This window comes from Gloeotrichia echinulata CP02 (assembly GCA_038087035.1).
Classification (GTDB): domain Bacteria; phylum Cyanobacteriota; class Cyanobacteriia; order Cyanobacteriales; family Nostocaceae; genus Gloeotrichia; species Gloeotrichia echinulata.
On sequence record CP051187.1, the window covers coordinates 2,601,235 to 2,627,336 of the forward strand.

Here is a 26,102-nt window from a genome sequence, read left to right on the forward strand (position 1 = left end):
CATTACTATGCATCACTACCTAGGATTGTAAGCCAGTAATTAAATGTATCATTGGCGGTTGATTCACTGACTCCAAACTGTATGCCTAATAATTGAAACGTTGTCATATGTCTTAAATATGTCAACGTTAATAGAATTTGGTCTTCGTTAGATAACTTTACCTTCCGACCACCACCTTTATTTATAATTCTAACTTTCTTTTTTTCTATGTTTTGTTGCTTTTCGGTATCTAAGGCGATCGCCTGTTTTATTAGTTGCTCAAGTTGGTCATACTTTACACCTACTAACCGCTGTGTTTCTTGAGGGTTATTTTGAATATAACTTAACATGTCACTCATATTTTTGTGGTAAAAAAGATGATTTTATACCCTTTTAGCACAGAATGGTTCTATTTTGGAGATGTCTATTCTGTAAGCTTAATGCTCCTCCAGCCAGTACCTGAAAAACGCGATCGCTATTTAATAAACCTGACGCATCAATAGTTGCTTTCCCACCCACAGACCCAATATAAAGCACATTACTGCGACTTTTAATATCTAAATCTCCTGTCAAGGCTGCATTTTCATTAATTCCATTTGATGTGAGGTTGTAAGTTGTTCCTCCAGTTAACTGGATTTCATAATCAGTAGTCGGATTCGCATTGGCAATTAAAATCGCATCCCGCAGAGATAAACCATTAGCAGCACTGCCATCATTTTGATCTGCTGTAGTATTGACTGTCAAAATAGTAGAAGCCATCTTACTTTCCTTCCATTAAAAGTAGTATTTGAGTTTTGACACTCCCCACGCATAAATGCGAGGGATTCCAGCGTCACTGACGTTCCTTGCTTTTGCAGGTCTTACGACCAATAGAAGTAGAGGGAACATCACGAAAAAGCGTTACTTTGGGGTTGCCCACCCCTAGTGTTTACACGAACGCCAGTTGCCTCAAGTCGGGAAACCCGCCCACGGCACTGGCTCCTTAAAATTACTTTGGCAGCATTCACATCGCGTTGTGCAACGTATCCGCAATGTGGGCAAGAATGAGTTCGAGTGCTGAGAGATTTTTGCACTCTAGCACCACAATTAGAACATTCCTGGCTTGTGAAATGGGGAGGAACCGCAATGATTTCCCGTCCAAATTTTGCACCAAAGTATTCGAGCCACTGACGAAAATTGTACCAAGAAGCATCAGAAATAGTTTTATTTGGCGGTAAGCGTTCGCGAAGCGTCTCGTAGAGAAGCTATGCCGAAGGCTTATCGCAATAAAGTTTTTGCGCTAGTTGAAGACTGTTGTATGTGCGTGGTTCTGTTTTGAGGCATTCTTCCAAAAATACTATGTCTTCTTCGGTGTATTTGGTTTTGCCCCCTCGACCCGATTTATCCCAAAGCCCTTCTAGACCAAGTTTTTGCCATTTGTGTAAAACATCCCTTACTGTTTGTGGACTCCAGTTAAAGTGAGCCGCTATTTTCTCGACATACCAACCATGTGCGTTTAACCTGATTACCTCTGCTCGGTCTTTAACTTTCTGTGGTACGTCCGCAGTTCTAAGGTTTAATAGGGTTCCGTCTTGCTCACGAGTCAGAAACACCCTTAAACGAGCGCCCATATCTTACATTACCTCGGTAGATGCATTTTCCGTATTTACTTATCTTTACATACTTTGGTTTTTTCACGCCGACTTACTTATGTATAGACTCAGACTAGTGCTGAGTTATTTCTGAATCAGGCGAATTCTGCCAAAATAATAAAGATAGTAATTTTCGCGTCCATTCGGCTCATCCACAATCGCAAATTTAAAATAGATATGGCTCCCTTACCCGACTATCGCCCTAAACAACTGTCTCTAGGTCCGCTGGAAGCAGAAATTTTACAGATCATCTGGCAACTTGGTTCGGCTACAGTTAAAGATGTACATGATCGCATTCTTGCTGACCCCAACCGGGAATTAGCTTATACTTCCGTAACCACCGTTCTACGTCGGCTCACGGACAAAGGATGGCTGGCCTGTGACAAAAAAGGACGGGCATTTTATTGGCGGCCAATGCTGACAAAGCAACAAGCAGAGGTGATTAAAGCACACGAGCAGTTGCAGCGATTTTTGGCAGTGGGGAACCCCGATGTGATCGCCGCCTTTGCAGATAGTCTAGATGAAGCAGCCAGCGACCAAATAGAAGCGATCGCCAAACGCATTCAAGCCGCACGCCAAGCTAGGGAGGAAAAATGATGCATCTGATAATGATTTTGACTGCTTTGAGCGTCGCTTGGTGGTTGAGAAGCACCTGGAATCCCCTCCCAGGTAGTTGGAGTCTGCGATGGGAGCGATCGCTGTTTTTGTTTCTCTTCCCTCCCTTGCTAATTTTCATGACCGCGATCGCCGTGCTATGCATGGGACCACAAGGCAAAATGGGCGGGATGTACACAGGCGAAATCAGTTATCTGCTGGCATTAATTTTCTTGACAATTGTTGCTATTTTATGCGTTAAACTTGTTTTTCAAGGGTCGCAAACTGTGAAAGCTGCCCGTAGCTTCCCTGTAGCCCATCTTGAAGGTGAACAAGTCCGCCTACTCAACACAGAAGCACTCTTCGCAGGTCTGATTGGTTTTTGGCAACCCGAACTAGTAGTTAGCCAAGGATTACTGCAAAATCTCTCACCAGAGCATTTAGAAAGCGTCTTAGCCCACGAAAAAGGGCATTACCATTTTAGGGACACATTTTGGTTTTTCTGGCTGGGTTGTGTGCGTTCCTGCACCGCCTGGTTGCCAAATACAGATGCCTTATGGGAAGAATTGTTAGTCTTGCGCGAACTCCGTGCAGATGGCTACGCCGCATCACAAATAGACCCCCTACTACTAGCAGAATCACTCCTGTTGGTAGTCAGTAGCACGCCTGTATTATCCGAAATTTGCTGTGCCGCCCTAGGTTCGTCAGGGACAGACCGCTTAGAACAGAGAATCGAAGCCCTATTAGCGCCACCAGAGCCAACCCCTGAGACTCAACCGCAGTCCTGGAATAGTTTCCTGTTGGCATTGTTACCTTTAATAACGGTGATATTTCATACTTGAACAGGGGATTGGGGATTGGGGACTTGTACTGAGCTTGTCGTTGGCGTAGCCTCTGTCTACGACACGCACTCGCGTTCGTAGAGAAGTATTGGGGATTGGGGATTGGATTAATTTACTCATTACTCATTACTCCTTACTCATTACTCCTTACTATTGGGGATTGGGGATTGGGTACGGCCTCCATGCACAAGGGGATGGATAAACCGCCGACTTCCAATTAAGCAACCTCTGAAAATTGCCTTTCTGGTTTTGGTGATTCCAAAACTTGGGAATAGAAAAATCCTGCTAATGCACCGCCTAAAATTGGTGCTACCCAGAATAGCCACAATTGTTGAAGCGCCCAACCACCAACAAAAATTGCAGGGCCAAGGCTGCGAGCAGGATTTACTGATGTATTAGTTACGGGAATACTAATTAAGTGAATCAGTGTTAATCCTAAACCAATTGCTATTGGCGCGAAACCTTGAGGCGCACGACGATCTGTCGCACCTAAAATAAGCACTAAAAAAAAGAAAGTTAGTAATAATTCAGTGACTAGACAAGCTAACAACGAATAACCACCAGGAGAATGTTCGGCAAAACCATTGGCTGCAAAACCGCTTTTTACAAGGTCAAATCCTGGTTTACCATTAGCAATTAAAGCCAGCATCCCAGCCCCGGCGATCGCCCCAAATACCTGAGAACCTATGTAAACAAAAAGCTCAGAAGTGGGAAACCGCTTTCCAGCCCATAAACCAATAGAAACTGCTGGGTTAAAGTGACCGCCTGAAATATGACCGACTGCATAAGCCATTGTCATTACTGTCAGACCAAATGCCAAAGATACACCTACTAACCCAATACCTAAAGGAAATGCTGTATTGGTACCCAGCTTTGCTCCATCCGCAGTAAATGCTGCAGCAATTACTGCACTACCACAACCACCAAAAACCAGCCAAAACGTGCCGACGAATTCGGCGATACAACGCTTACTTAGTGACATTTTTATTTACTCTGACGAGAAAAAAATATGGATAAGCAGATATTATCAGTCCCCATTCTCTACTGTTAATTTGCTTAAATTTTCTTTATCTTAGGACTTACACATTGACGGAGGAGACTAAGTATGAATGTTTTGAAAAACCACATTTGTCTTAGGGGTTTAGCAATGCTAAACCCCAAAAGCGTGGGTCGATTTACCATCCAAGAATCATTCATCGAAGTTTGAAACGAGGTATTTTGGTAAATTCATACCATGATGAATTTGTAGAGTGTGTAAGTTCTATATATCTTTTACATATATATAATTTTGTACTCAGGACTTTAGTCATAAAAATCACACAGGCTGAAGCCCTGATCAAAAACAAATAACTTGCTACCCAACAGCCTGAAAATTCAACAACCGTGCCACTATAGAGAGTAGAGCATCACATTGAGCAAGAGGAAGGCTAAAGAACTCTGTGCAGATAACATTTTTAGGGACAAGTTCCGGTGTACCCACGCGATCGCGCAATGTTTCGAGTGTAGCCCTGAGATTACCCCAACGGGCAGAACTATGGTTATTCGATTGTGGCGAAGGTACTCAGCATCAACTTTTAAGGAGTGATCTGAAAATTAGCCAACTATCCCGAATTTTTATCACCCATATGCACGGCGACCACATCTTTGGTTTGATGGGTCTTCTTGCTAGTTGCGGCTTGGCTGGTAATGTGGAACGAGTTGATATCTATGGACCATCTGGATTAAATGACTATATCCAGGCTGCCTTACGTTACTCCCATACACATTTTTCCTATCCTGTCAAGGTACATGCCATCCGTCCGGGAATAATTTATGAAGATGATGAGTTCACTGTTAGCTGTGGTTATTTGCATCACCGAATTACAGCTTTTGGCTACCGCGTAGCCGAAAAAGACCGGACGGGACGCTTTGATGTGGAAAAAGCTAAGGCGTTAGAAATTCCCGCCGGTCGGGTTTATGGTCAACTCAAGCGTGGTGAAACCGTGACCCTGAGCGACGGAAGAGTCATTAATGGCCAAGAATTGTGTGGACCGACAGAAATGGGACGCAAGATAGCCTATTGTACAGACACAGTTTTTTGTGAAGGCGCCGTACAGTTAGCCCAGGATGTGGATGTGTTAATTCACGAAGCCACCTTTGCCCATCAAGATGCAGATATGGCTTTTCAGCGCTTGCATTCCACAAGTACAATGGCAGCGCAAACAGCTTTAGCCTCTGGGGCGCATCGGCTAATTATGACACATTTTAGTCCCCGCTACGCTCCGGGAAATTCCTTAGAGTTGAAGGATCTACTTCAGGAAGCCAGGGCTATTTTTCCCAAGACGGATATGGCTTATGATTTTATGATTTATGACGTACCCAGGCGGCGCGAGGTCGAGTTAACCATCGCGAATAGGGGGTTAAATCCCGTAAAGTGAATAACTGAACATTTGTGGTCATAATTCACTCAAGACTGTAAGGATTCATATAGCACTTCCTATTCAGATGAGGTACAAAATTGTATCACGCGATGTAGGGGCACGGCACTGCCGTGCCCTTACCGATGTACCTCACTAGGGCGAGAAACGCTATAATTTTAACTGGTGTCAGTTTAAAATCATCAACATTGCGGGTAACTAAAGTTAATTTATGATGATATGCTGTTGCGGCAATCAGACTATCCATTACGGCTAATTTTTTACCCTTCAATTCTGATAGATAAGTCATAGTTCAAAATTCCTGCCTGTGTCTCTATCACGTTCAAACAATAAGGCGATATCATCTTCTGCAGATTCGTCGTCTATAAAACGTAGTCGCTCAAACAAAGGCAGTTCTTTTTTTTGTTGCTGCAAGTAATTGGATAATATTTTAATGACTGCTTCCTGTGGATTTTCATAGTGACTGACTGCGATAATTTCATTAATTAGTTCATCATCTATTGTCAGAAACCCCATGCCTAAAGGCAGGGGCTTGAAAAAGTCCCACATCTGACCAGTCTAAGTACCTCGCGTACTACGTTTAAGGCAAGAGTTTAAGACCTACCAGGGGATGCGTAGCTAGTTCCCTGCTCTAGTACCGAACGATTAAACAGGCTTAAAAGGGTTAAACCAGTGTCGTTTGGATAGTTACCGACCTTAAACATTGACGTTCGCGCAGCGTCTCCCCTTGGGAGAAGCTAACATTACCCGTAAGGAGGGACTTTATGTCCAAAGTATTTGTTTTAGACACCGAAAAACGACCATTAGACCCAGTGCATCCAGCACAAGCTAGACAGTTATTAAGAAACAAAAAAGCTGCGATATTTCGGCGTTTTCCGTTCACAATTATTTTGAAAGAATCCCGTCCCGATTCGCCAGCAACACCACTGCGATTAAAGCTAGACCCTGGTGCAAAATTTACAGGGATTGCATTAGTTGACGATACCACTGGGGAAGTTGTATTTGCTGCTGAGTTAAAACATAGAGGTTTTGCAATTCGAGATTCTCTTACTTCAAGGAGACAATTAAGACGTAGTAGAAGAAACCGCAAAACAAGATATCGCCAACCACGATTTTTAAATAGAACGCGCCCAGAAGGATGGTTAGCACCAAGCTTACAAAGTCGTGTTGAAAACATTAAAACTTGGGTTGAAAGATTACGTAAACTTGCACCAATTGCAGCGATTAGCACCGAGTTAGTCAAATTCGATATGCAATTAATGCGTAATCCAGAAATTCAGGGCAAGGAATACCAACAGGGGACTTTGGCGGGTTACGAAACCAGAGAATATTTACTCGAAAAATGGGGCAGGCAATGTGCTTATTGTGGTGTTAAAGACGTATCTCTACAGATAGAACACATTCACCCTAGAGCAAAAGGTGGGTCTAACTCAATCACAAACTTAACTCTTAGTTGCGAAAAATGTAACACCAAAAAAGGGACTAAAGACATTAAAGAGTTTCTCTCTACGAGAGGCTGCGCCAACAAAAAAGACCCTTCTAGAGTAGAGAAAATCTTAAAACAAGCTAAAATACCCTTGGCTGATGCAGCAGCAATTAACACTACTAGATATGCATTGCTGGAAGTTTTAAAAGCAACTGGATTACCTGTAGAAACGGGTTCGGGAGGTTTAACAAAGTTCAATAGAAGTCAACAGAAATTAGATAAAACTCACTGGATTGATGCTGCTTGTGTTGGCACATCAACGCCAATTCTCAATATCAAAGGTATCAAACCATTGTTGATTACAGCTAATGGTCATGGTACTAGACAGATGGCTGGTACTGATAAATTTGGATTCCCTACTCGTCATCGTTCAAATAAACAAATTCATTATGGTTTTAGCACTGGAGATATTGTTAAAGCTGTGGTAACAAATGGTAAAAAAGTTGGCGAATATTTAGGGCGTGTTTTGTGTCGTGCCACAGGTAGTTTTGATATTGCTACCAAAATGGGAAGAATCGCAGGCATTAGCTACAAATATTGTTCAGCAATTCACAAAAAAGATGGTTACTCATACTCATTTTGAAACTATTCTGACTGCGATTGAAATCGCCTGCCCCTTACCCCCATGCATAAATGCAGGGGCTTCCACGGGGCGAGATGTTTGGTGATAATGGTCATCGCTTTGTCCTCAGTTGTGTTAAATAAAATTGGTTGTTCAGTTACTTTTATAATGTACCAGAAGCCTACACTATATTTGGTACTCCAAATTAGTGTAGGTAGTTCACCATGAAATTCCAAGTGTTGTTCGGTTCTGTAATCAAAAAACGTCATTGGTGGCTAGGTATCTTCTTCTGGATTGCTTTAGTTGCGCCTGCTCAAGCATCTGTAATCCTACGCATCGCCATTGAGAGGGGAGTGAATCAGGTAAAAATCGGTAGTTCTACCATAGCCACAGTTAAGGATAGCAGTGGCCGTACCCTCGGAGAATTGCCGGCAATGAGTCCATTTGATGTTAAAGCGATTCCACAGGGAGTAGCCTTAGATAAATGGCAATCTGGTTTATTTTGGATTGAGCCATCAGGTAAGGGATTCGTTTATATTGGCGATCGCTGGTATCGCGGCCGAACACTGGTTATCCCCACAGAAAAAGGTTTAACCGCTGTTAACTGGGTTGATCTCGAAGAGTATCTCTACAGCGTTATCGGTGGCGAAATGGACGCCAGCTGGCCGCAAGAAGCCTTGAAAGCCCAAGCGATCGCCGCCCGGACTTTTGCTTTATATGAGCGCGAAAAACAGCGCAGTAATCCCATTTACGATTTAGGCGATAGCCCCGACCGTTGGCAAATTTACAAAGGTGTTATTAGTGAATCTGCTAATACTTACGCCGCCGTTGACACTACAGCGGGGAAGGTACTAACTTATAACAACAAGATTATTCTCTCAGTTTTTCACGCTTGTTCGGGTGGACACACCGAAAACGTCGAAGATGTTTGGTTAAGTAGGGAGCCTTACCTGCGTGCTGTTCCTGACTATGATCAAAATATCAGCGAGTGCAGATGGGTCAGAACTTTCTCCCCAGGGGAAATTAGCGCCAGAATTTCTGGTGTGGGCAATGTTAAGGATATGATTACAGAGGTATTCTCGCCGTTTCGGAGTGTTAAAGCCTTAAGAATTGTCGGCGATCAGGGTACGAAGGTGCTAAAGGGTGAGGATGTGCGGACTGCTCTCAAGCTGAAAAGCACCCGTTTTAGCGTCAGCAGGGGAACAGATGGTAGTTTTATCCTTCAAGGACTAGGCTACGGTCACGGTTTAGGTATGAGTCAGTGGGGCGCTTATAATCTCGCTTTGCGCGGCGCCAACCACCTGCAAATTTTGGGTTATTACTACAAGGGCGTAGCTTTAACCCCAATTACCGCCAAGTAATCAGCGATTGCACTTCGGCTCCGCTCAGTGACCAGGGATTGGGGATTGGGTCCCCAATAAACTAGCAGAATGGACATCTAAAAATAACGTTGCTTGGGGTTGTTGACGCAAAATCGAAACTGGACAGTCTGTGGTAATTGCACCCTGCAACATCTGTTTTACTACCTTTGCCTTGCGTAATTCTGGCGCAAGGCAAATGATTTTTTTGGCTGTACAAATCAACGGAATGGTTACAGTAAAAGCATATTGCGGGACATTTTCAATATTGGTAAAATGTCCTGTGTTTACTTGTTGCTGGCGATTTACTGTATCCAGTTTGACTAATTTCACGGTGTAAGGATCATGAAAATTGGCGACTGCTGGATCGTTAAAAGCCAAGTGTCCATTTTCGCCGACACCGAGACAGCACAAGTCTATGGGTTGTGCTTGGAGGAGTTTGGTATAGCGATCGCACTCTACCAAAGGCTGCAATGCATCACCTGCTATATAATGAAATTGCTGAGGATTAACGCGCATCTCGACCCGCTCCCGTAGATAGCGCCGAAAACTGGCAGAATGGTCAGCAGCAATTCCCAAATATTCATCAAGATGAAACAAGGTAATCCGCGACCAATCTACACCACCCAAAGTGATTAAAGCATCGAGAAATCTAAGTTGGGAATTTCCTGTTGCTAACAATATAGCGGCTGTTTCCTGTTGCTGCAGAAGGTTCTGTAAATACTGCTGTACAATTTCTGCAACCTCTTGTGCCATTTCGGCTTCAGAATTGAAAATCTGTACCATCAACTCATCGACAGGAAAAATATTTGTTGCGATTCGCATTTGCTTACCGAAAATTTGGGTCTATAGCCAAGTCCACAAGGACCGCTCAGTGCTACGCTTCTAGGACGGCTTTTTGGTACAATAGTGGCAACAGGCAGGGCATTGTCTGTTGTTGCTCAGTGATCTAAGACGCCCTATGCCTGCTGTTGCTGTTTGAATCCACAATCCCTGATTGCAACGGCGGGGTAGCGCCTAAAGTTATCAAAAATCTGGGTCTAAAACCCCGTCGTTCTACGACGGCTTTTGGTATAATAGCCTTTGTGGAAGGGTAATCAACCACATAAAAAACCCATTTGCTACCTAACAAGTAGACGCTGCACCTTCTCCCAAAGGGAGAGGCTACGCCAAGACAACTAAATCTATGGGGTTCTACTTCGTAGTTCTAGTATCACCTGGAAGTAGGTAAAAGATTTACAGGTACTAGACTAACAGCATTAAACTGCAAACAAATTTTGCACTATGTGCAACTATGGTCGGGCAGACCAAAAGTTAACGCTTCTCTACGAGACGCTGCGCGAAGAGGAGAGAACCACCTCTGGGTTAGATACCGCAAGGGGTCTAATCTAAGTGGACTCGTTGAATCAAGAATCCCCGTACCTTTAGGTCGGGGAGTGTCAAATCATAGCCCCATGCATGAATGCAGGCAGGTAAGCCGTTGAATTATTGCTAAAATATGTAAATAATTGTTAAATATATTTACACTATAGCAAAAAACTATGCTCAGAGGAATTCTGTTTGACCTAGACGGCACTATTGTCAACAGTGACCCCATACACTACCAAGCTTGGGAGCAAATGCTGGCTAGTTACAGCATCGAAATGGACGAAACTTTCTACAAATTGCGGATTAGTGGGCGGATAAACCCAGAAATTGTCAAAGGCATTTTACCACAATTATCACCAGCCGCAGGTCAAAAATTGATCGATGAAAAAGAGGTATTATTTCGCGAACTCGCGTCAGAACTCAAACCATTGAAGGGATTATCTGAACTACTAGCATGGACAGATACCCATCAGCTAAAACTCGCTTTAGTAACTAATGCCCCTAGATTAAATGCCGAATTTATGCTAGAAGTTTTGGGGATAAAAGAAGCTTTCGATGTAGTTGTTTTAGCTGAAGATTGTATCGCAGGTAAACCCGACCCCGCACCCTACCAAGTTGCTTTAGATAAGTTGGGGATGACAGCAGAAGAAGCGATCGCTATAGAAGATTCTCCCTCTGGTATTCGTGCTGCAGTCGGCGCTGGTATTCGGACAATTGGTATCACCTCCACCCACGATCCAAAAGTTTTGTTAGAAGAGGGGACATTTATGGCAATTCCAGATTTTACTGATTTGCAGCTCTGGACATTGCTCAATTCAATCATACAACAAAATGCGATAGCATCTTCTTTTTGAGTAGTTCGGGGCGCAAGGCCTTGTGCCCCTACAATCGTTACACATTACCTGGTCAACCAATTTTGGATTTTAGATTTGCGTGCTTCGTAGCGTAAAGCCTACGGCATAGCGTAGCGTAAAGCGACGTAGAAGCGTCTTTTAGATTTTTACAGACACATGGGGTCTGCAAGGCACCCCAAAAATCTAAAATCCAAAACTTGTACTGAGCGTTCGCGCAGCGTCCCGCAGGGAAGTCGTTGGCGTAGCCTCTCGCAGAGAAGTATCCAAAATCTAAAATTCGGAGGGTCAAAGTGCTTCTGGTGGAGAAATATCAGGACCGACAATTACACCATAACTAGTAGACTTAAGTCCCGGTTTAGCAATTGTTTCAGGCTTCTGGGCGGACTGGGAAACAGATGCAGGGGGGGTAATTTCCACATCTGGATGTAGCACTTCGGAGTTTGCTTGCTGCGACATCAAGGATAATCCTCCCACGGCTCCAGCGACAAGGGCTGTATAACCGAGATACAAATGTATAGGCTGTATTTCCCATCCCAATCCTACAGTATTTTTCGACCGATACCAAGAGGGTAAAACAGATTTGGCTGTATCAACTGCGGGTAAGGAAGCAGCTAAAGCTATACCATCGAGTCCCAAAGCATTCCCCATGAGGCGAATAAAGCCCCGGACAAATACATCTTCTGGTAATAACTCTAACTTGCCATTCTCCAATGCCTCCATCTGATAAATTGGCATATGAGTGTAAACCTGAAGTTGCTTCAGCGAAAGACTTTGGGATTCACGAGCTTGTCGTAATTGTTGACCAATTTGACACAAACTTTGCAATCGCTGTTCGGCTTCTTGTTGCTTGGCTTGTTGAATTTTAGCAGATTTTTGATTCTGGTTGAGCCACTTCAATCCTGTTGTTTCTGAGACTCTATATTTTGAGATTGTGGCAGAATTGACGGCTCTATTTGTCACTCTCTTAGACTCAGAGTCCAAATTACCTTCGCTAGTATTTGTTAGAGCAGATTTTGGATGTAATTTAACATTCGTTAAGCATTGCGCTAAGTCCTGAGAGTTATCTTGTTCAACAGTTGGGGAAACAGTAGTATTATCTGTCTGTTGGCTAATATCTGCACTTAGTTGATGCTGTTGGATGAATTCCTGAAATGCTAAACCAATGGCTTCTCTGCTAACAGATTTTAACAAACTCTTGACTTGTTCAGCGGAAGAACCCAATAAATTTTGCAAAGTAGCCATAGCACGGCAATAAACTTTACTGCGATGCAAATCAGCTTCTATTTTACCGAGGAGCGATCGCAACTCATCTTGAGAAATTTCAATAGTAGTATTTCCAGGCGTTTTTAACAAGTACACAGGTGTCATAGTCATGATTTTAAGTCTCTTCTAGTACTTGAGCAAAAAATGATTTAACCTGTATCATTCCTTCTACTATTTGTCGCCATAACCGGATTGTTGAGTATCAATTTTCTACTGTCTTCAAAAAACTAGGTAAAAGTTATTCCTAACTTCATAATCGGTTTCTAAGCTGAACTATCTATACCGCCACAGGAAAGGTCGGTGTAGGCTTCTGGCATTTTACCCAATTTGTAGGGTGCGCCAGACCATAAAATAATACAACCGCCGCAGTATAAATATTTAGGAGTGACGCACCCTACAAGATAAACTGGGTAATTTATTTTTTGGTACTCCCTAATCTCAAGACGGCACAAATAACAAATGACAAGTCTGTTTATTTGCGCCGACCTAGTTAATGCTTACCCACATGAACTTCTTCGACAAAAGAATCCACCCAGTGTAGATATTCCATACCAGCTACCTCTGCTACGTTGTTATGTCCCGCACCAGGAACCAAAATCAGTTTTTTTGGTTCAGGCGCAGCGGTGTAGAGTTTTTCACTCATAAACGATGGTAAAGACAAATCGGCGGTGCCATGAATGAATAAAACTGGCATTTTTAACTGCGGTAATTTTTGAATAGATTCAAATCGCTGTGTCAAAATCAAATCGACGGGAAACATCCAAAACCAGTTCCTATAAGCCACTACCTCTCGGATAGAGGTAAAGGAACTTTCGACCATCAAACCGGCGGCTTCTGGGTGTTTAACCGCCAAATCAATGGCGATCGCACCCCCCAAAGAATGTCCATAAATAAAAATCTGGCTGGGTGAAATTTGCTTTTGCTTGACCAGGTAATTCCACGCGGTAACACTATCCTGATAAACCCGCATCTCATTGGGAAAGGAACCCTCACTACGACCATACCCCCGATAATCAATCAGCAATACAGAAAACCCTAGTTTATAAAACCGACTAGCATGGGCGACATTTGCCCCAATATTAAGACCGTTCCCGTGGAGATACAATAACACCTTGGGATGGGATTCCTTAGCTTTGATCCACCAACCGTGGATATGTTCCACCTTACCCCTATTTACTGTTACAGGTAGCCAAACCTCCTCATAAGGGAGATTATACAACTCTGGTGTTTTTTCGATTACAGATGATGGCACAAATATCAACCGTGTTTGCTGGTAAAATAGAAGCAAACAAACAACACAGTATGTCACGGCTGCAACCGTTCCTGCCCAAAGTAGCAGCTTGAACAAAATCTGTATTGGTAGTTGCAGCTTGTTGGTTCTCATGTATTAGATTTTCAGAGATTACAAGTATTTATCAATACAATCATTACTCTTAACCGGTAGCTTTGGCATTTTAAAATTATGTTAAATGCATGAAATAATTTTTAATAATTTACAAATTCGTGTAGTTATATACACACATTTGCGTAAATACACTATTGAATAGTAGACATTAGTCGATACCAGGAGAAGACAGTGAAAGTCTTAAATGAGCCTCAAGAAGAGCAGTTACAGGAAATAAGTATACATTTACGGCAAGTCAGACAAGAAAAATCAATGCGTATAGAAGAAATAGCTGCTAAAACACGTATTCGACTAGCTTTTTTACAAGCTTTAGAAGCAGGCCGATTTGAAGACTTACCAGAGCCGATTTATGTTCAAGGATTCATCCGTCGTTATGGAGATGCGCTAGGATTAGATGGTATCGCCATAGCACAGACTTTTGCCACTCATATTTTCCCGATACACGCAAATAATAGTCATATTTTAGACAAAAAAAGAAGTATATACATACCTCTTTTTGTCCCTTACATACTCTTATTAGTACTGGCTTCTACCGGACTGGTTTATACACTCAATCCACGGTTTACGATTGATTTTCTGGCTCTTACACAAAATTTCTATCGAGTCCAGCAAAAAAAGACCATATCATTGCCCATAGCATCCCCATCGCCCGTAGCATCTCCCCAAACTACCCCAAGTTCGACCGAGGAGTTATGAGTTATGAGTTATGAGTAATGAGTAATGAGTTATGAGTAATGAGTAAGGAGTAATGAGTAATGAGTAATGAGTTATGAGTAATGAGTTATGAGTAATGAGTTATGAGTAATGAGTTACATCGAATACTCCTTACTCCTTACTCCTTACTCCTTACTCCTTACTCCTTACTCCTTACTCCTTACTCCTTACTCCTAACTCCTAACTCCTTACTCCTAACGCCTCAGTTAGATGAGTTGGGGCTTCTCTATGTGCCAAGTGGTCGATTGCTCATAAGCATAAGCGACTTGAAACAGTTGGTCTTCTCGCAGTACTTTACCAATGAGCTGTAATCCAATTGGTAGTCCGTTGTCATCAAAACCACATGGCACACTTAAACCCGGTAAACCTGCAAGATTTACAGGAATAGTCATCAGGTCAGTTAAATACATGCTTAATGGGTCAGTAGTTTTTTCTCCAGCCTTGAATGCTGTGGTAGGAGATGTAGGACAGACTAACACATCAACTAAATCAAAAGCTCTTTCAAAGTCTTGCTTAATCAGGGTGCGGACTTTTTGGGCTTTAAGATAGTAAGCATCGTAATAACCAGCAGAAAGGGCGTATGTGCCGATCATAATCCGCCGCTTAACTTCTGCACCAAAACCAGTAGCGCGGGTACGAGTGTACATTGACAACAGATTTTCTGCGTCTGGGGCGCGTAAGCCATATTTAACACCATCGTAACGAGCTAGATTCGCTGAAGCTTCGGATGGGGCGATGATGTAGTAGCTAGGTACGCCATAACGGAAACTGGGACAAGAAACTACATGAATTTCTGCTCCCAAACGTTGTAGTTGTTCAATGGCTTTAGTAACCGCTGTTTCCACCACCGAGTCTAAACCTTCACCAAAAGTTTCCTTGATGATCCCAATTCTCAGCTTTTCTCTGGCTTTGAGGTCTGGTTTAAAGCCAGAAGCGTAATCAGGAATTTCTACATTCAGGCTAGTGGAGTCTTGGGGATCGTAACCTGCGATCGCATTTAATAAAATCGCTGCATCTTCTACAGTACGCCCAAATGGTCCTATTTGATCCAAAGACGAAGCGTAAGCTACCAAACCATACCGGGAAACCAGCCCATAAGTTGGTTTCATCCCCACCACACCACAGAAAGATGCTGGTTGGCGAATTGAACCACCAGTATCAGAACCTAGGGCTACTACACATTCTTCCGCTGCTACAGCGGCCGCTGAACCCCCAGAAGAACCACCAGGAACCCGCAACAAATCCCAAGGATTAGCGGTGACTTGGTAGGCAGAGTTTTCTGTGGAACTACCCATCGCAAACTCATCTAAATTGGTTTTACCCACCATAATCGCACCAGCGGCTGCCAGTTTTTGCGTTACTGTTGATTCATAAGGGGGCACAAAATTTTCCAAAATCCGAGAGCCACAGGTCGTGGGAATCCCCTTGGTACAGAGATTGTCTTTAATCCCAATGGGAATACCTGCTAGTAGCCCAATTTCTTCTCCCGCAGCTATTTTGGCATCCACAGCACGAGCCTGTTCTAACGCCTGTTGAGCCGTGATATGCAAGAAACTGTGCAATTTTGGCTCTAATGATTGAATGCGGTCTAAAGCTTCTTGGGTGATTTCAAGGGCAGAACGTTCTTTTTTAATTAGCTGTTCGTGCAACTCGCGGATGGATGCCATGATTGCTCTCTTGGTGACTCAAGTCATTGATTTTAGTACATATTGACATTCTCTGCCCAGTTGGTTTCAGCCGCACAAACAGTCACCCAGACGACAGAAAGCGGCTGAGGTTGGCAGACGGTAGAGGGTTGAGAGTCAAAAGTAATTTTAGACCATAGACCTAGACTATTGTCTCTTGCCTCTTGTTAGAATACAAATTTGATTTCGGGCATAGGGTGAAGATGGTTAAAATAGTTACACGAAAATCTCTGGGAAAAGAAAATGTCTATGATATTGGGGTTGAGCATGACCATAATTTTGCCATAAAAAATGGTTTGATCGCCTCCAATTGTTTCAATAAGTCCCATTCAACTGCCTATGGATATGTCACTTATCAAACTGCGTATTTAAAGGCTAATTACCCACTAGAATATATGGCAGCACTGTTGACTGCTAACAGTGGTGATACAGAAAAGGTGCAAAAATATATTAATAATTGCACCACTATGGGTATTGAAATTGACCCGCCGGATATTAATCGCTCTGGGTTAAATTTTACGCCGGTAGCAGACAAGATTATATTTGGATTTACGGCAATTCGCAATGTGGGACAGAATGCGATCGCCTGCATTTTGTCAGCCAGAAATGAGGGCGGCGAATTTAAATCTTTGGGAGATTTTTGCGACCGCGTTGATTTGCGTGCTATTAACCGCCGGACGTTGGAATCATTGATTTATTGTGGAGCTTTTGATAAAATCGAACCCAATCGTCACCAGTTAATTCAAGACCTAGCACTGGTTTACGATTGGGCACAAGGCCGCGCTAAAGATAGAGCTAGCGGTCAGGGAAGTATCTTTGATTTATTAGGTGGTGGCTTTGCTGCTACTAATAAAAAAGCCAATAATTCCTTTGAAACAGCACCCAAAGCTCAACCTGTTTCTGACTTACCTCCCCAGGAAAAGTTGCGGATGGAAAAGGAACTTTTGGGCTTTTATGTATCAGACCATCCGCTGCAATCCTTGAAGCAAATGCTACCACTCCTTACTCCCATTAACCTTTCCCAACTAGGCGAACAAAGAGAAGAAACCAAGCTTTGTGCAGTTGTGATGTTGAATGGAGTCAAAAAAGTAGTCACGAAAAAGGGCGACCAAATGGCAATTTTGCAAATAGAAGACCTCAGTACACAATTAGAAGCTGTAGTCTTTCCCAAAACTTATGAACGCATTAGTTTCCTTCTCCAGGTTGATGCGAGGTTAATTGTTTGGGGTAAACTAGATCGGCGTGATGACAAAAATCAATTTATTGTTGAAGATGCCGAACCCGTGGAAACTGTACAAATGGTGATGGTGGAACTAAATCCCCAACAAGCAGCCAACATTGAAGAACTACATCGCCTGAAAACGATTTTGCAGGAACAGTCAGGAGACAAAGAAAAAGCTAAAATGCCAGTAATTGGGATTGTACAAGCTGAAAATTCTCGTAAACTTGTGCGCTTGGGTTGGCAATTTTGTGTACAAGATTCTAGAATAACTGTTCAAGCCCTTCAAAATGCCAGATTTACTGCTCACATTAGACCGCTGATTGGTAGTTGATAATACAAATTTGGTTTCCTGGTGCTGACAACTATAGGACTGATAACTGGTTAAGCTTAAAAAAGTTTAAAACCCTGTAACAACGCTTAAGCATTCTTAATACACAGCAACTTCTCACCGAGTAAAGCTACTACAAGCATAGAACCATTTACACCCTAATTCTTTAGCCTGTTACATGTTTTGTGACTACTGTTGACTGATTGAATTTCTTTTATTTCCTTCTTTTTTTGCCCTTTATCATCCGGTGACTAGATACCCTTGACTCTATTTTAACTAAATAACCCTAGATAATTGACTATTTATCAGTTTTTTAGTTACTTATGCGGATGAAAAAGGCCATGAAAATGTGGTATTTTTTGATGCCGGGTTATCTAGGCAACAGCTAGAGGAAGGAGCAAACACTTGATGATCGCAAATGACGTACATAAATTCGTTTCATATTGTAAAAAAATTCAGCCCCAAACTCAAGAAAATATTAAAAAATTTTTTGAGGGGGTGATCGTATTTCCTTACGACAAAGAACTCCTCTTGCAAGCGTATTTATTTCTGAACCTGAAAAAATTATTTCCTTCATGCTGTGAATTGTTGTTATTTGAAAAATCTCCAATTGCAGATTATACAGATTTAGGGAAATGTGATTTTGTTTACTTGACAAAACAAGGTAGTGTATTTCTCATCGAAACAAAATTTATTGATACGCAGGCAACAGGAGCAACGGAAAGAAAAAGGAGAAATAAGCATAGAAACAAGGTTTTTGAACAAGTTATAACTCTCAAAAGCCGATTTAGTCAATATTGGAATATCCCATCAGATCAATTAGAGTGTGGCGTGTTCACCACAGATCCAGAAGTTGATTGGCGGGGCAATGATGTTAATGTTGTAAGTAAATCAATCTCTATCGAAAATCTCGAAGACTGGCGACGGAATTATTAAACAAGTAACTCATCTTGTCAGTCTGTAAACAAAATTAAAGCAATTCGTAATTTGCAATTGGCTACGCCCCGCAACGCTTACGCAATTACATTTTTTGACGGGAATTTAGACCCCGACATAAATTGCGCTGCTTATATCAGGAGCGGACTCAAACCCCCACAATTTGCTAGAAATTAAAATCATTGCAGTGGGTAGTTTTCAGCCGATATGTGAACCGGAGTCCTTTTTCGCCCCATTTTTGTAATATTTCTTGCCAAATTTTAATATATTTTAATATATTAGCGAACTGCTACCCTAATCAAAGTATTCATCATCAACTTTGAACTACTCCAGGTATGAATGCAGGTGGTTCCAATCGCTACGCGAACGTGCCGTGTGAGGAACTGGTTTTAGACATGGGGGTTTTTCGACAGCTAAAATAATTGTAACAGTCAAGCAGACATGGCAAAGCAGAGAAAAAATCCTTCAAGTCCTGCTATGTCAAGCTTGTATAGCACAAGTTAGGATATGTATGGTCAATCCAACAGCAATACAATATCAAAAGTAATTCCAAACTACATTAAGAGATTGGCAAGCCAGGATAAATCCTGCAACTAGCGTTCATCCCTGCTTTCAAAAAACGATGTTTCCAGCATTTCTTTGATAAAAGAGGTAATGAGAAGGTGTTAAAGACTCTTTTAGTGTTTGCCATTGGTTTCTTACCATCCCTATTTTCCCTGTGGGTAATCCGTAAAACCCAATTGCGGGCACGCACACGAATGAGACAAACAAGCATGAACTTGGCAGGGGTGCAGGTACGAGAAAACATCATACCACTGCAAGGCGATCGCTATTATGTCGAGGGGGTAGGCTACCTCATCGGCGACATCAGCTGCAAATTTAACGCTAGATCTGGCTACATGCGCTGTGCTGTCAATCCCAGCGGACCTTGTCAGGGATGTCGTCACTATGAACCAAAGGAACTTGCTAGTAACAAACATCAAGCATAATCACTACTTAGACTGACAAATTCCACCTTAAAAGATGAAAAACTTATCGAAAATTCCCCAATAGATTGGTATTGGGGTTGTGGAGCCAATGGCACTGGTAAAAATATTTTAGAAATAATTTTAATGGAGGTACCCAATTTACTGTATTATACTTACGTATGGAAAAATTCAAAATTCCCAACTAAAGAATGTTTCCGACATCTCAAAAATCTACTGTCAACTGTTAACCATGAACAGTCAACAACTTCAACCCTACAAATAAGTATTTATTCACAGTTAATTTGCCAATATAACTAATATTAATAGACTCAACAGTTGTGTGCTTGCTGACTTTATAGAGCATTTCTGGAAATTTAACTGTTAATTCCACACTTGCTAAAACTTGCAAAAGCTATATTCTCGTAAAGTAGTAATAACTGAAAGGAGTAAAAATATAATGTCTAGAACTATAAAGACTAATAAATATTGTAAATGGTCGTGGGATGAATCATTGGGAGGTGATTTTGATGCCTGGGGTACCAGCACATATTTTATAGAATTTGGTGATAATTTATGTGCAGTCAGACAGATAGAAGTATATGAAAATGGAAACGTATTATTTTACGATCAAACACACTTAGCAGATGAGTATGGCATGTTAAGTGATAAACCAATATTTGAAGAAGACATCCAAGAATTTGAAATTACAAAAGCGGAATTTGAACAAATATGGAATACAAAAACACCAATTAATAGATAAAGGCTGCTGACTGCAATTGAGAAATAAGTAACATCATTCCCGGTGTACACGAGGACGGATGAGAATGGACATGTTGACGTTCTCTGGGCACTTTTAGGGCGGAGATTCTAAAAATTACTTTTTAGGTTTTCTCTTTCAGCGACAAACCTTAAAATCAACCATCCATTACTGGCAATGCTTAAACCAATTAACCGAACGACCGAACCAATCAAATAGCTCAACTTAGTTGATCCCAGAGGGCTATATCTCCAGAGACTTACTAGGACACTAAGCCTAGAGTTTTCGTGCGCCCCACGATACCTTTAAAGACAAAAATGTTTTGTTTTCTGGCTGGTGGTACTTTGTTGTTTTCCCTAGCTTTGATTAGACTCGTATTCGCCACCGAGTTGTCTTTATTATTTCCCGAAGAGTCGTGTTGCACTCATTTGAGTCGTCCTGTATCGGCGGATATTCTACAACAGACAAAAAGATTCTATCAGAAAGCCGTCCTTCTAGGACAGCGGCTCTAGACCCAAATTTCTGGTAAAAAAAACTTAACACTGATGATAAGATGCATCCTGGATTTTGGGAATACTAGATTTATCACCAAACTTAACAGGAATTGGTCGATGTCTAAAGGTGCATGGAATCCTAGTTCTAAAAATACAGTTCCCATACAACTCCCAGCAACGTACCTGAAATCAACGAATCGCAGCACAATTACCGACGAATTTGACCAAGATTCACCAGAAGATTTAGTCATTATTCTACAGGAAACTGATGACCAGTTATCAGAAGCATCCCAGTTACTGCGACAAGGAATTCAACAGCAGCAAGCTGGTGATTTAATTGCGGCGATCCAGTCTTTAGAACAATCCCTAGAGATGTTTCGCGAAGTTGGGGATTACCAAAAACAGGGACAACTGCTGTCTTTGTTAGCTCTGGTAACGTACACTGTAGGGAACTATAAGAAGACTATCTTCTACGGCCAAGAGTGTCTATCCTTGACAAGCGAGATATTAGACTTATCGCTACAGATGCAGGTATTGTCTCATTTGGGGAACGCATACCGTCATCTTAACGACTATGACAAAGCAATTGACTGTCTGCAAGAAAGTTTACAAATCACCGAGTTGCAACAAGATAAGCGCAGTCAAGTAGCAGCTTTGAATAATCTGGGATTGGTATACAAAGCTTCGGGTAACTTGCGACTGGCTATAGAATATCAGGAACAAAGCTTAAAAATTGTTCAGGAACTTCAAGACAACTGGGGTGAGGAACAGGTGCTGAAGAATCTGGGTAATGCTTGGTATGGCTTGGATGATTATCCAAAAGCGATCGCCTACTACGAGCAATGTCTGAAAATCTCACGCTTCCTAAAAAATTCTCGTAGCGCCTCTCAGGTACTCAAGAATCTCGGTAATGCTTGCTATCAATTATGTGAATATGCTCAAGCAATTGTATATTATGAGGAGCGGTTGCATTTAGCTAGAGAACTTCAGGACAAGCGGAGTGAGGAACAGTCCCTAGGCAGTTTAGGCGTTGCTTGTGAAGCTTTAGGCGACTATAATAAGGCAATTACATATTATGAAGAACGTTTATTGTTAGCAAAGACGCTCAAAGACCGCCGCAGTCAAGAACAAGCCCTTGCCAATCTGAGAGTCGCTTGCTACGCCTTGGGTGATTACGCCAAAGCAATGCAATATCAACAGTGGACATAATGAGATTATGGGTAGGGGCGCAAGGCCTTGCGCCTCTACTTGAAACCTCTCTCGAAACCTCTATCCTACAAGGATATTGCTTGCGAATAATGAGATTATGGGTAGGGGCGCAAGGCCTTGCGCCCCTACGGATGATCGAACGACGCCACAAACCCTGCCAAAAACCCTGATTCTGCCCTGCGATGAGGGGTTAAACCTACCATTCGCCAGTGGTCTCCTACAAGGCGAGAGGCTTTGAAACCACGCTTTCTTACAAGGATGCTGATAGAATAGAAATTCTGCAAACATTATACAGATGCCAACTCCCAATTGCTCCAATCACATTAAACGGGTGGCATTGATACCAGTATCCCCATTGTCATGACTAGCGATATCCAACTCAGCCTCTTCGATGAATCAAGTTTTAAGCAACCAGATCTGATTCCCACAAACGCCAAAATTTCCATTCCCCCTGGCACATATGCCCAAATGACAGAATTGGCACAGCATTGTAACCAGTGCCATCGTTGTCCATTGGGAGAAACTCGTACTCATGCTGTTGTGGGACGGGGTAATTTGCAAGCACCAATCATGATTATCGGGGAAGCACCTGGTCAAAATGAAGACGAAACAGGTTTACCTTTTGTCGGTAGATCGGGGCAACTATTAGAAAAGATTTTGGCTTCTGTGGAACTGACTACTGAGAATGATGTATACATCGCCAATATTAATAAATGCCGCCCACCAAATAACCGTCCTCCTACTCCTGACGAAATGGCAGCTTGTCTACCTTATTTATTAGAACAAATTCGCCTGGTTGACCCCAAAATAATTTTATTAACAGGTGCAACCGCGATTAAAGGGATAACTGGGGACAAGCGGGCTATTACGAAAATACGTGGCGAATGGATAGAGTGGCAAGGGCGTTTATGTATGCCAATTTTTCACCCTTCTTACTTGCTGCGTAGTCCTTCTAAAGAAGTGGGTGCGCCTAAATGGTTGATGTGGCAAGATATGCAAGCGGTACGAGCTAAATACGATGAAATTCGGAAAAATACCGAAGATCTTTAATCGTCATTTGTCATTTGTCATTTGTCATTTGTCATTTGTCATTGGTAAGGGTTTGGGTTTGGGGCATATTTATGTTTCATAAAAATATCTAGTCTAACTTGCAGGTTTTACCAGTTAATTAACCCTCAGATTTAGTGTCACTGGAATTACTTGGTAGAGTTGGTGCAGGTGTTGTGCTGGCTGGCTATGGTGAAATATTATCACATGGACTGTTTTGTCCCTCTGGCAATACATTCACCTCAAACCTTTTAAGTTGGGATTGAGATAATTTAATAGGTTCTTTTGTCTTTGCTGTTTGCAAAGGGTTGGAACTATTATCTTGACACACCTGTAGATGCACAACCTTGTCTTGAGGATTTTTGTTCTGCGGTAGTATTTTCTCAACTCGTAAAAAAGTACCAGAAACCAAAGGTTTTTTCTTTTGATTTTGAAAGGTTATTTCTTCCTTGGTTTTAATCACCCACCCTTCCTTAAGATTGTCAACGGTTCGCTGTGTAGATTCTTTTGTAGAAGTTGGTTGCGGCGTTGAAGTTGGAGGAGCAGTAGATATAGGAGCAGAAGCTGGTTCCAGCGTTGGGATTGAAGTAGGATTAGATACCGACTTACTTGGTGCTAATACATTATTATGAATCACCCAGTATCCTATTGCACCTACAGCTACCACCAATACTGCTGGAACTATCACCCCTAATGGCACCTTGGGAATTCTAGCAGAAACTGGTTGTGAAATTGCGTGTGTTTTTTCGTTGAAATTGCTTTGGATGACTGTCCCTTGTGCGCTTCTCGTCGCCAGATCAACAGTTTGGTAGGCGGAACTTTCTGGAATAACTGCTGTTAGTGGTGATTGTGGTTCGACGTATGTGACTTGATAATGTACCAAAGCAATGGTGACATTATCGTGTCCATTTTTAGTATTAGCAATTTCGATTAATCTTTCGCCAATAGTCGTTAAATCTGCTTCGGCTGTTATAATGGGTAAAATTTCTGTTTCCCAGTAATCTTCTACGCGGTCAAAATCGCTCAAACCATCGGATGTGAGGAGAAAAACCCCATCTTCGTCGAGGATAAACCGCTGCCCTGTGGGATGTAATGAGGTGCTGGAACTCATCCCTAAAGCCTGTACCAGAGAACCAGAACCACCTTGTTGTGTGGCTTCGCGATAGATGGCATAGCCTAGCCGAACTTCGCGAGAGGCGACATCATCATCAAGGGTAACTTGATAACAACCGTGGCGCGTAATCCAATAGGCACGACTGTCACCGACATGGGTAATATATATTTCATGGGCAATTGGTAACGCCATCACTAAGGTGGTGCCCATGCGTTGACGCCCGTTTCTGCCCTCGCTGTCGTTGCGCTGACTGATTTTATCATTAGCAGCAAACACTGCTGATTCTAATTTATTGAGCAGCACTGAGGGTCTGGTGTGGTCAGTCGGAACGCTTGTTAGTTCCTCTAGGCGCTCCCGGATTGTTTCAATTGCTAAATTAGATGCCACATTACCGCCCTCGTGTCCGCCGATACCGTCGCAGACAATGGCTAAGGCTCTAGGATCGGGAGGTTTGCTGACTAAGGTGCCACTGGGAGGGTAACAAGCATCTTCGTTACGTTGGCGGACTGGGCCTGTGTCAGTTTTTGTAAATATTTTAATCTTAGGCGTTTGTGAGTGCCCTAAATCTGCTATTGCTTGATCTAAGACTGCAATTAATTGCTCTGGTGAGTTAATCCTCTGCTGAATTAGAGCTTGGCTAATCTCCTGCATAAATTCAGCTATAGCTGGCTTTGCGTTTGCTGCTAATTGCTGCCAAAATTCACCTAATTGAGACAATCTGGGTGCCGTTGGCGTGTCTAAACGCAATGTCAACAATCTAATTAATGACCCTTCTGTCCGTAATAGATTAGAGTCGAGTAAACTAGAAGCAACACCTTCGCTTAAAAAACGTTGCCAGAGGTTTGCTATTTGCCATAGCCAATTGAGTTGGCGTAGCGATGTGGCATCATGCCAAGCAGCAGTTAACTCAGGGCATAGCTGGACTTGTAGTCCTGTGCTATCAATCTGTAGGGGCGCTTTTTCTAAGAGAAAAATTTCTTTGTCCGATTGCCCATGAACTACGGGCAATACTCCATATACCTGTGGTACATGTATACGGTATGGAATTAGTCTCAGGTAGGGTCTGATTGCCGGCAAATTATCTAATTCAGGCGCTTGGGGAACTATTCCTGGCGCGGTGTCTAAAACCACAGATTGATTGATGACTAAATAGCGTTGAGCTAATATTTCGCCTGGACTACCCACATTCAGACCGTCTCCCACAACCCAGAGGTAACGTTTGGGTAGGGGTGTGGCGCATCGCTGGCAAAATTTGTGGGTTAGGGGGTTGGGAGCTTGACACTGTTCATTTGGGCAGCAGAGCGTTACCGCATCATTTTCCATAGTTTCTCGCACCGATCAGCGATTGGCAATTTTTTTTGAGCTTTGGTAGCGGCAATCTAGACCGCTCATGTTTTAAGAATTCGACATACTCAATTTCGGATCATGATTTTAGCTGGTGGATACCAGCAGGTGCTAATACTTATTTATTTACATATTTAAAGAATACGCTCCTCATTCAATGCTACAGCCTCATCATAGCTTTTATTGCTCTGGAACTTGCGATCGCCAGCATACTTGACTCCAACCCTCTCGCCGAAGAATAACCCCAAGACAACTGTTGTATTGGCTTGTGGTAGATTATTCCATCAGCAACAGGCAAATAATCCTGGTATTTCTTTAGTTTATAAGTTGCTGGGCAGAAATTAACTTTAATTAACAATTAAGATATCTCCTTGATTTACTGAATCAAGGTTATAGTCGCGCCATTCGTATAAGTCGGTCATCATTCTCTGAGGCAATCCACCATGCTATTTGATTAACAATGTCATTGAGTTTGGTGGTAGTCAAGAGCAAAGCTACCAAATTTTCCTGATATTTTGTCAACTA

Annotated in this window: 27 protein-coding genes and 2 pseudogenes; 16 read left to right on the forward strand and 13 right to left on the reverse strand. The window is 42.4% G+C overall.

Translation table 11 applies throughout. From position 1 onward, the window contains the following. Positions 1 to 5: 5 nt before the first annotated feature. From HEQ19_11405 to HEQ19_11420, 4 genes and pseudogenes are all read right to left on the reverse strand, one after another. Positions 6 to 338, reverse strand: coding sequence for a transposase family protein (locus HEQ19_11405; protein ID WZI67187.1), 333 nt, complete (start codon positions 336 to 338; stop codon positions 6 to 8). A gap of 34 nt (positions 339 to 372) precedes the next feature. Further along, positions 373 to 738, reverse strand: a complete 366-nt coding sequence (locus HEQ19_11410) for a hypothetical protein (protein WYL98107.1) — start codon at positions 736 to 738, stop codon at positions 373 to 375. Positions 739 to 866: 128 nt separating this feature from the next. Continuing rightward, positions 867 to 1,184: pseudogene (locus tag HEQ19_11415) on the reverse strand (transposase). A 39-nt stretch (positions 1,185 to 1,223) separates the two neighbouring features. Beyond that, positions 1,224 to 1,589 carry a helix-turn-helix domain-containing protein gene (locus HEQ19_11420; protein WYM00037.1) on the reverse strand — a complete coding sequence of 122 codons (366 nt, stop codon included), beginning with the start codon at positions 1,587 to 1,589 and terminating at the stop codon, positions 1,224 to 1,226. A 198-nt stretch (positions 1,590 to 1,787) separates the two neighbouring features. Here HEQ19_11420 and HEQ19_11425 point away from each other — a divergent pair, with 198 nt between their 5' ends. The 3 genes from HEQ19_11425 (at position 1,788) to HEQ19_30905 (ending at position 3,267) form a co-directional block, all read left to right on the forward strand. Beyond that, the gene (locus HEQ19_11425; protein WYM00038.1) at positions 1,788 to 2,207 is read left to right on the forward strand and encodes a BlaI/MecI/CopY family transcriptional regulator; all 420 of its coding nucleotides are present in this window, start codon (positions 1,788 to 1,790) and stop codon (positions 2,205 to 2,207) included. Next, the gene (locus tag HEQ19_11430; GenBank protein ID WYM03358.1) at positions 2,207 to 3,046 is read left to right on the forward strand and encodes a M56 family metallopeptidase; all 840 of its coding nucleotides are present in this window, start codon (positions 2,207 to 2,209) and stop codon (positions 3,044 to 3,046) included. Before HEQ19_11425 ends, HEQ19_11430 begins: the two co-directional genes overlap by 1 nt. Before the next feature lie 95 nt (positions 3,047 to 3,141). Beyond that, positions 3,142 to 3,267 (forward strand): hypothetical protein, encoded by a 126-nt coding sequence (locus tag HEQ19_30905; GenBank protein ID WZI67188.1) that lies wholly within the window; start codon positions 3,142 to 3,144, stop codon positions 3,265 to 3,267. On the opposite strand, the gene aqpZ is transcribed toward HEQ19_30905, so the two are convergent. Further along, the gene (gene aqpZ / locus HEQ19_11435) at positions 3,264 to 4,028 is read right to left on the reverse strand and encodes an aquaporin Z (GenBank protein ID WYM00039.1); all 765 of its coding nucleotides are present in this window, start codon (positions 4,026 to 4,028) and stop codon (positions 3,264 to 3,266) included. The two genes, HEQ19_30905 and aqpZ, sit on opposite strands and share 4 nt — an antisense overlap. A gap of 457 nt (positions 4,029 to 4,485) precedes the next feature. Between aqpZ and HEQ19_11440 the strand changes: the two genes are divergently transcribed. Further along, positions 4,486 to 5,463, forward strand: coding sequence for a ribonuclease Z (locus HEQ19_11440; protein ID WYM00040.1), 978 nt, complete (start codon positions 4,486 to 4,488; stop codon positions 5,461 to 5,463). Positions 5,464 to 5,548: 85 nt separating this feature from the next. Here the strand turns inward: HEQ19_11440 and HEQ19_11445 are convergent, their stop codons facing one another. Next, positions 5,549 to 5,752 (reverse strand): hypothetical protein, encoded by a 204-nt coding sequence (locus HEQ19_11445; protein ID WZI67189.1) that lies wholly within the window; start codon positions 5,750 to 5,752, stop codon positions 5,549 to 5,551. Further along, the gene (locus HEQ19_11450; GenBank protein WYM03359.2) at positions 5,749 to 6,012 is read right to left on the reverse strand and encodes a DUF2191 domain-containing protein; all 264 of its coding nucleotides are present in this window, start codon (positions 6,010 to 6,012) and stop codon (positions 5,749 to 5,751) included. Before HEQ19_11450 ends, HEQ19_11445 begins: the two co-directional genes overlap by 4 nt. 215 nt (positions 6,013 to 6,227) lie before the next feature. Here HEQ19_11450 and iscB point away from each other — a divergent pair, with 215 nt between their 5' ends. Together iscB and HEQ19_11460 are read left to right on the forward strand one after the other, a co-directional pair. Next, positions 6,228 to 7,532: an RNA-guided endonuclease IscB gene (gene iscB / locus HEQ19_11455; GenBank protein ID WYM00041.1), complete on the forward strand. Its 1,305-nt coding sequence runs from the start codon at positions 6,228 to 6,230 to the stop codon at positions 7,530 to 7,532. A gap of 203 nt (positions 7,533 to 7,735) precedes the next feature. Then, complete coding sequence (locus HEQ19_11460) at positions 7,736 to 8,872, forward strand: SpoIID/LytB domain-containing protein (GenBank protein ID WYM00042.1); 1,137 nt, start codon at positions 7,736 to 7,738, stop codon at positions 8,870 to 8,872. Between the two features lie 24 nt (positions 8,873 to 8,896). On the opposite strand, the gene HEQ19_11465 is transcribed toward HEQ19_11460, so the two are convergent. After that, positions 8,897 to 9,694 carry a glucosamine-6-phosphate deaminase gene (locus tag HEQ19_11465; GenBank protein ID WYM00043.1) on the reverse strand — a complete coding sequence of 266 codons (798 nt, stop codon included), beginning with the start codon at positions 9,692 to 9,694 and terminating at the stop codon, positions 8,897 to 8,899. Between the two features lie 716 nt (positions 9,695 to 10,410). Here HEQ19_11465 and HEQ19_11470 point away from each other — a divergent pair. After that, positions 10,411 to 11,091, forward strand: a complete 681-nt coding sequence (locus HEQ19_11470; protein WYM00044.1) for an HAD-IA family hydrolase — start codon at positions 10,411 to 10,413, stop codon at positions 11,089 to 11,091. A gap of 285 nt (positions 11,092 to 11,376) precedes the next feature. On the opposite strand, the gene HEQ19_11475 is transcribed toward HEQ19_11470, so the two are convergent. Together HEQ19_11475 and HEQ19_11480 are read right to left on the reverse strand one after the other, a co-directional pair. After that, positions 11,377 to 12,459 (reverse strand): helix-turn-helix domain-containing protein, encoded by a 1,083-nt coding sequence (locus HEQ19_11475; GenBank protein WYM00045.2) that lies wholly within the window; start codon positions 12,457 to 12,459, stop codon positions 11,377 to 11,379. A 385-nt stretch (positions 12,460 to 12,844) separates the two neighbouring features. After that, positions 12,845 to 13,738: an alpha/beta fold hydrolase gene (locus HEQ19_11480; GenBank protein WYM00046.1), complete on the reverse strand. Its 894-nt coding sequence runs from the start codon at positions 13,736 to 13,738 to the stop codon at positions 12,845 to 12,847. Between the two features lie 192 nt (positions 13,739 to 13,930). Here HEQ19_11480 and HEQ19_11485 point away from each other — a divergent pair, with 192 nt between their 5' ends. After that, a complete protein-coding gene (locus HEQ19_11485) occupies positions 13,931 to 14,455 on the forward strand; it encodes a helix-turn-helix domain-containing protein (GenBank protein WYM00047.1) in 525 nt (174 codons plus the stop codon). 224 nt (positions 14,456 to 14,679) lie between these two features. On the opposite strand, the gene gatA is transcribed toward HEQ19_11485, so the two are convergent. Beyond that, complete coding sequence (gatA, locus tag HEQ19_11490) at positions 14,680 to 16,140, reverse strand: Asp-tRNA(Asn)/Glu-tRNA(Gln) amidotransferase subunit GatA (GenBank protein ID WYM00048.1); 1,461 nt, start codon at positions 16,138 to 16,140, stop codon at positions 14,680 to 14,682. Positions 16,141 to 16,361: 221 nt separating this feature from the next. Between gatA and HEQ19_11495 the strand changes: the two genes are divergently transcribed. The 4 genes and pseudogenes from HEQ19_11495 to HEQ19_30910 all read left to right on the forward strand — a co-directional run bounded on the left by HEQ19_11495 (position 16,362) and on the right by HEQ19_30910 (position 19,777). Then, entirely contained in the window at positions 16,362 to 17,711 is a 1,350-nt protein-coding gene (locus tag HEQ19_11495; protein WYM00049.1) for an OB-fold nucleic acid binding domain-containing protein, read from the forward strand. A gap of 405 nt (positions 17,712 to 18,116) precedes the next feature. Continuing rightward, positions 18,117 to 18,644, forward strand: a complete 528-nt coding sequence (locus HEQ19_11500; GenBank protein WYM00050.1) for a hypothetical protein — start codon at positions 18,117 to 18,119, stop codon at positions 18,642 to 18,644. A 662-nt stretch (positions 18,645 to 19,306) separates the two neighbouring features. After that, positions 19,307 to 19,633, forward strand: coding sequence for a DUF6464 family protein (locus HEQ19_11505; protein ID WYM00051.1), 327 nt, complete (start codon positions 19,307 to 19,309; stop codon positions 19,631 to 19,633). A 33-nt stretch (positions 19,634 to 19,666) separates the two neighbouring features. Beyond that, positions 19,667 to 19,777: pseudogene (locus HEQ19_30910) on the forward strand (Swarming motility protein ybiA). Positions 19,778 to 19,856: 79 nt separating this feature from the next. Here the strand turns inward: HEQ19_30910 and HEQ19_11510 are convergent. Then, a complete protein-coding gene (locus HEQ19_11510) occupies positions 19,857 to 20,021 on the reverse strand; it encodes a hypothetical protein (GenBank protein ID WYM00052.1) in 165 nt (54 codons plus the stop codon). 48 nt (positions 20,022 to 20,069) lie between these two features. Between HEQ19_11510 and HEQ19_11515 the strand changes: the two genes are divergently transcribed. The 3 genes from HEQ19_11515 (at position 20,070) to HEQ19_11525 (ending at position 23,122) form a co-directional block, all read left to right on the forward strand. Next, positions 20,070 to 20,372, forward strand: coding sequence for a hypothetical protein (locus HEQ19_11515; GenBank protein WYM00053.1), 303 nt, complete (start codon positions 20,070 to 20,072; stop codon positions 20,370 to 20,372). 608 nt (positions 20,373 to 20,980) lie between these two features. Continuing rightward, positions 20,981 to 22,072 carry a tetratricopeptide repeat protein gene (locus HEQ19_11520; GenBank protein WYM00054.1) on the forward strand — a complete coding sequence of 364 codons (1,092 nt, stop codon included), beginning with the start codon at positions 20,981 to 20,983 and terminating at the stop codon, positions 22,070 to 22,072. Positions 22,073 to 22,432: 360 nt separating this feature from the next. Continuing rightward, positions 22,433 to 23,122 (forward strand): uracil-DNA glycosylase, encoded by a 690-nt coding sequence (locus HEQ19_11525; protein WYM00055.1) that lies wholly within the window; start codon positions 22,433 to 22,435, stop codon positions 23,120 to 23,122. 184 nt (positions 23,123 to 23,306) lie between these two features. Here the strand turns inward: HEQ19_11525 and HEQ19_11530 are convergent, their stop codons facing one another. Next, positions 23,307 to 25,556 (reverse strand): protein phosphatase 2C domain-containing protein, encoded by a 2,250-nt coding sequence (locus HEQ19_11530; GenBank protein WYM00056.1) that lies wholly within the window; start codon positions 25,554 to 25,556, stop codon positions 23,307 to 23,309. Between the two features lie 204 nt (positions 25,557 to 25,760). Here HEQ19_11530 and HEQ19_11535 point away from each other — a divergent pair, with 204 nt between their 5' ends. Next, positions 25,761 to 25,922 (forward strand): hypothetical protein, encoded by a 162-nt coding sequence (locus HEQ19_11535; GenBank protein WYM00057.1) that lies wholly within the window; start codon positions 25,761 to 25,763, stop codon positions 25,920 to 25,922. Positions 25,923 to 26,102: the final 180 nt, after the last annotated feature.

Bases quoted from the DNA above. Each gene is read 5' to 3' on its own strand.
- HEQ19_11470 (WYM00044.1), top strand. From the start codon at position 10,411: ATGCTCAGAGGAATTCTGTTTGACCTAGACGGCACTATTGTCAACAGT.
- HEQ19_11425 (WYM00038.1), top strand. From the start codon at position 1,788: ATGGCTCCCTTACCCGACTATCGCCCTAAACAACTGTCTCTAGGTCCG.
- HEQ19_11405 (WZI67187.1), bottom strand. From the start codon at position 338: ATGAGTGACATGTTAAGTTATATTCAAAATAACCCTCAAGAAACACAG.
- iscB (WYM00041.1), top strand. From the start codon at position 6,228: ATGTCCAAAGTATTTGTTTTAGACACCGAAAAACGACCATTAGACCCA.
- HEQ19_11515 (WYM00053.1), top strand. From the start codon at position 20,070: ATGTCTAGAACTATAAAGACTAATAAATATTGTAAATGGTCGTGGGAT.
- HEQ19_11445 (WZI67189.1), bottom strand. From the start codon at position 5,752: ATGACTTATCTATCAGAATTGAAGGGTAAAAAATTAGCCGTAATGGAT.
- HEQ19_11530 (WYM00056.1), bottom strand. From the start codon at position 25,556: ATGGAAAATGATGCGGTAACGCTCTGCTGCCCAAATGAACAGTGTCAA.
- HEQ19_11465 (WYM00043.1), bottom strand. From the start codon at position 9,694: ATGCGAATCGCAACAAATATTTTTCCTGTCGATGAGTTGATGGTACAG.
- HEQ19_11460 (WYM00042.1), top strand. From the start codon at position 7,736: ATGAAATTCCAAGTGTTGTTCGGTTCTGTAATCAAAAAACGTCATTGG.
- HEQ19_11520 (WYM00054.1), top strand. From the start codon at position 20,981: ATGTCTAAAGGTGCATGGAATCCTAGTTCTAAAAATACAGTTCCCATA.
- HEQ19_11495 (WYM00049.1), top strand. From the start codon at position 16,362: ATGGTTAAAATAGTTACACGAAAATCTCTGGGAAAAGAAAATGTCTAT.
- HEQ19_11475 (WYM00045.2), bottom strand. From the start codon at position 12,459: ATGACACCTGTGTACTTGTTAAAAACGCCTGGAAATACTACTATTGAA.
- HEQ19_11430 (WYM03358.1), top strand. From the start codon at position 2,207: ATGCATCTGATAATGATTTTGACTGCTTTGAGCGTCGCTTGGTGGTTG.
- HEQ19_11410 (WYL98107.1), bottom strand. From the start codon at position 738: ATGGCTTCTACTATTTTGACAGTCAATACTACAGCAGATCAAAATGAT.
- gatA (WYM00048.1), bottom strand. From the start codon at position 16,140: ATGGCATCCATCCGCGAGTTGCACGAACAGCTAATTAAAAAAGAACGT.
- aqpZ (WYM00039.1), bottom strand. From the start codon at position 4,028: ATGTCACTAAGTAAGCGTTGTATCGCCGAATTCGTCGGCACGTTTTGG.
- HEQ19_11450 (WYM03359.2), bottom strand. From the start codon at position 6,012: ATGTGGGACTTTTTCAAGCCCCTGCCTTTAGGCATGGGGTTTCTGACA.
- HEQ19_11480 (WYM00046.1), bottom strand. From the start codon at position 13,738: ATGAGAACCAACAAGCTGCAACTACCAATACAGATTTTGTTCAAGCTG.
- HEQ19_11420 (WYM00037.1), bottom strand. From the start codon at position 1,589: ATGGGCGCTCGTTTAAGGGTGTTTCTGACTCGTGAGCAAGACGGAACC.
- HEQ19_11525 (WYM00055.1), top strand. From the start codon at position 22,433: ATGACTAGCGATATCCAACTCAGCCTCTTCGATGAATCAAGTTTTAAG.
- HEQ19_11500 (WYM00050.1), top strand. From the start codon at position 18,117: ATGATCGCAAATGACGTACATAAATTCGTTTCATATTGTAAAAAAATT.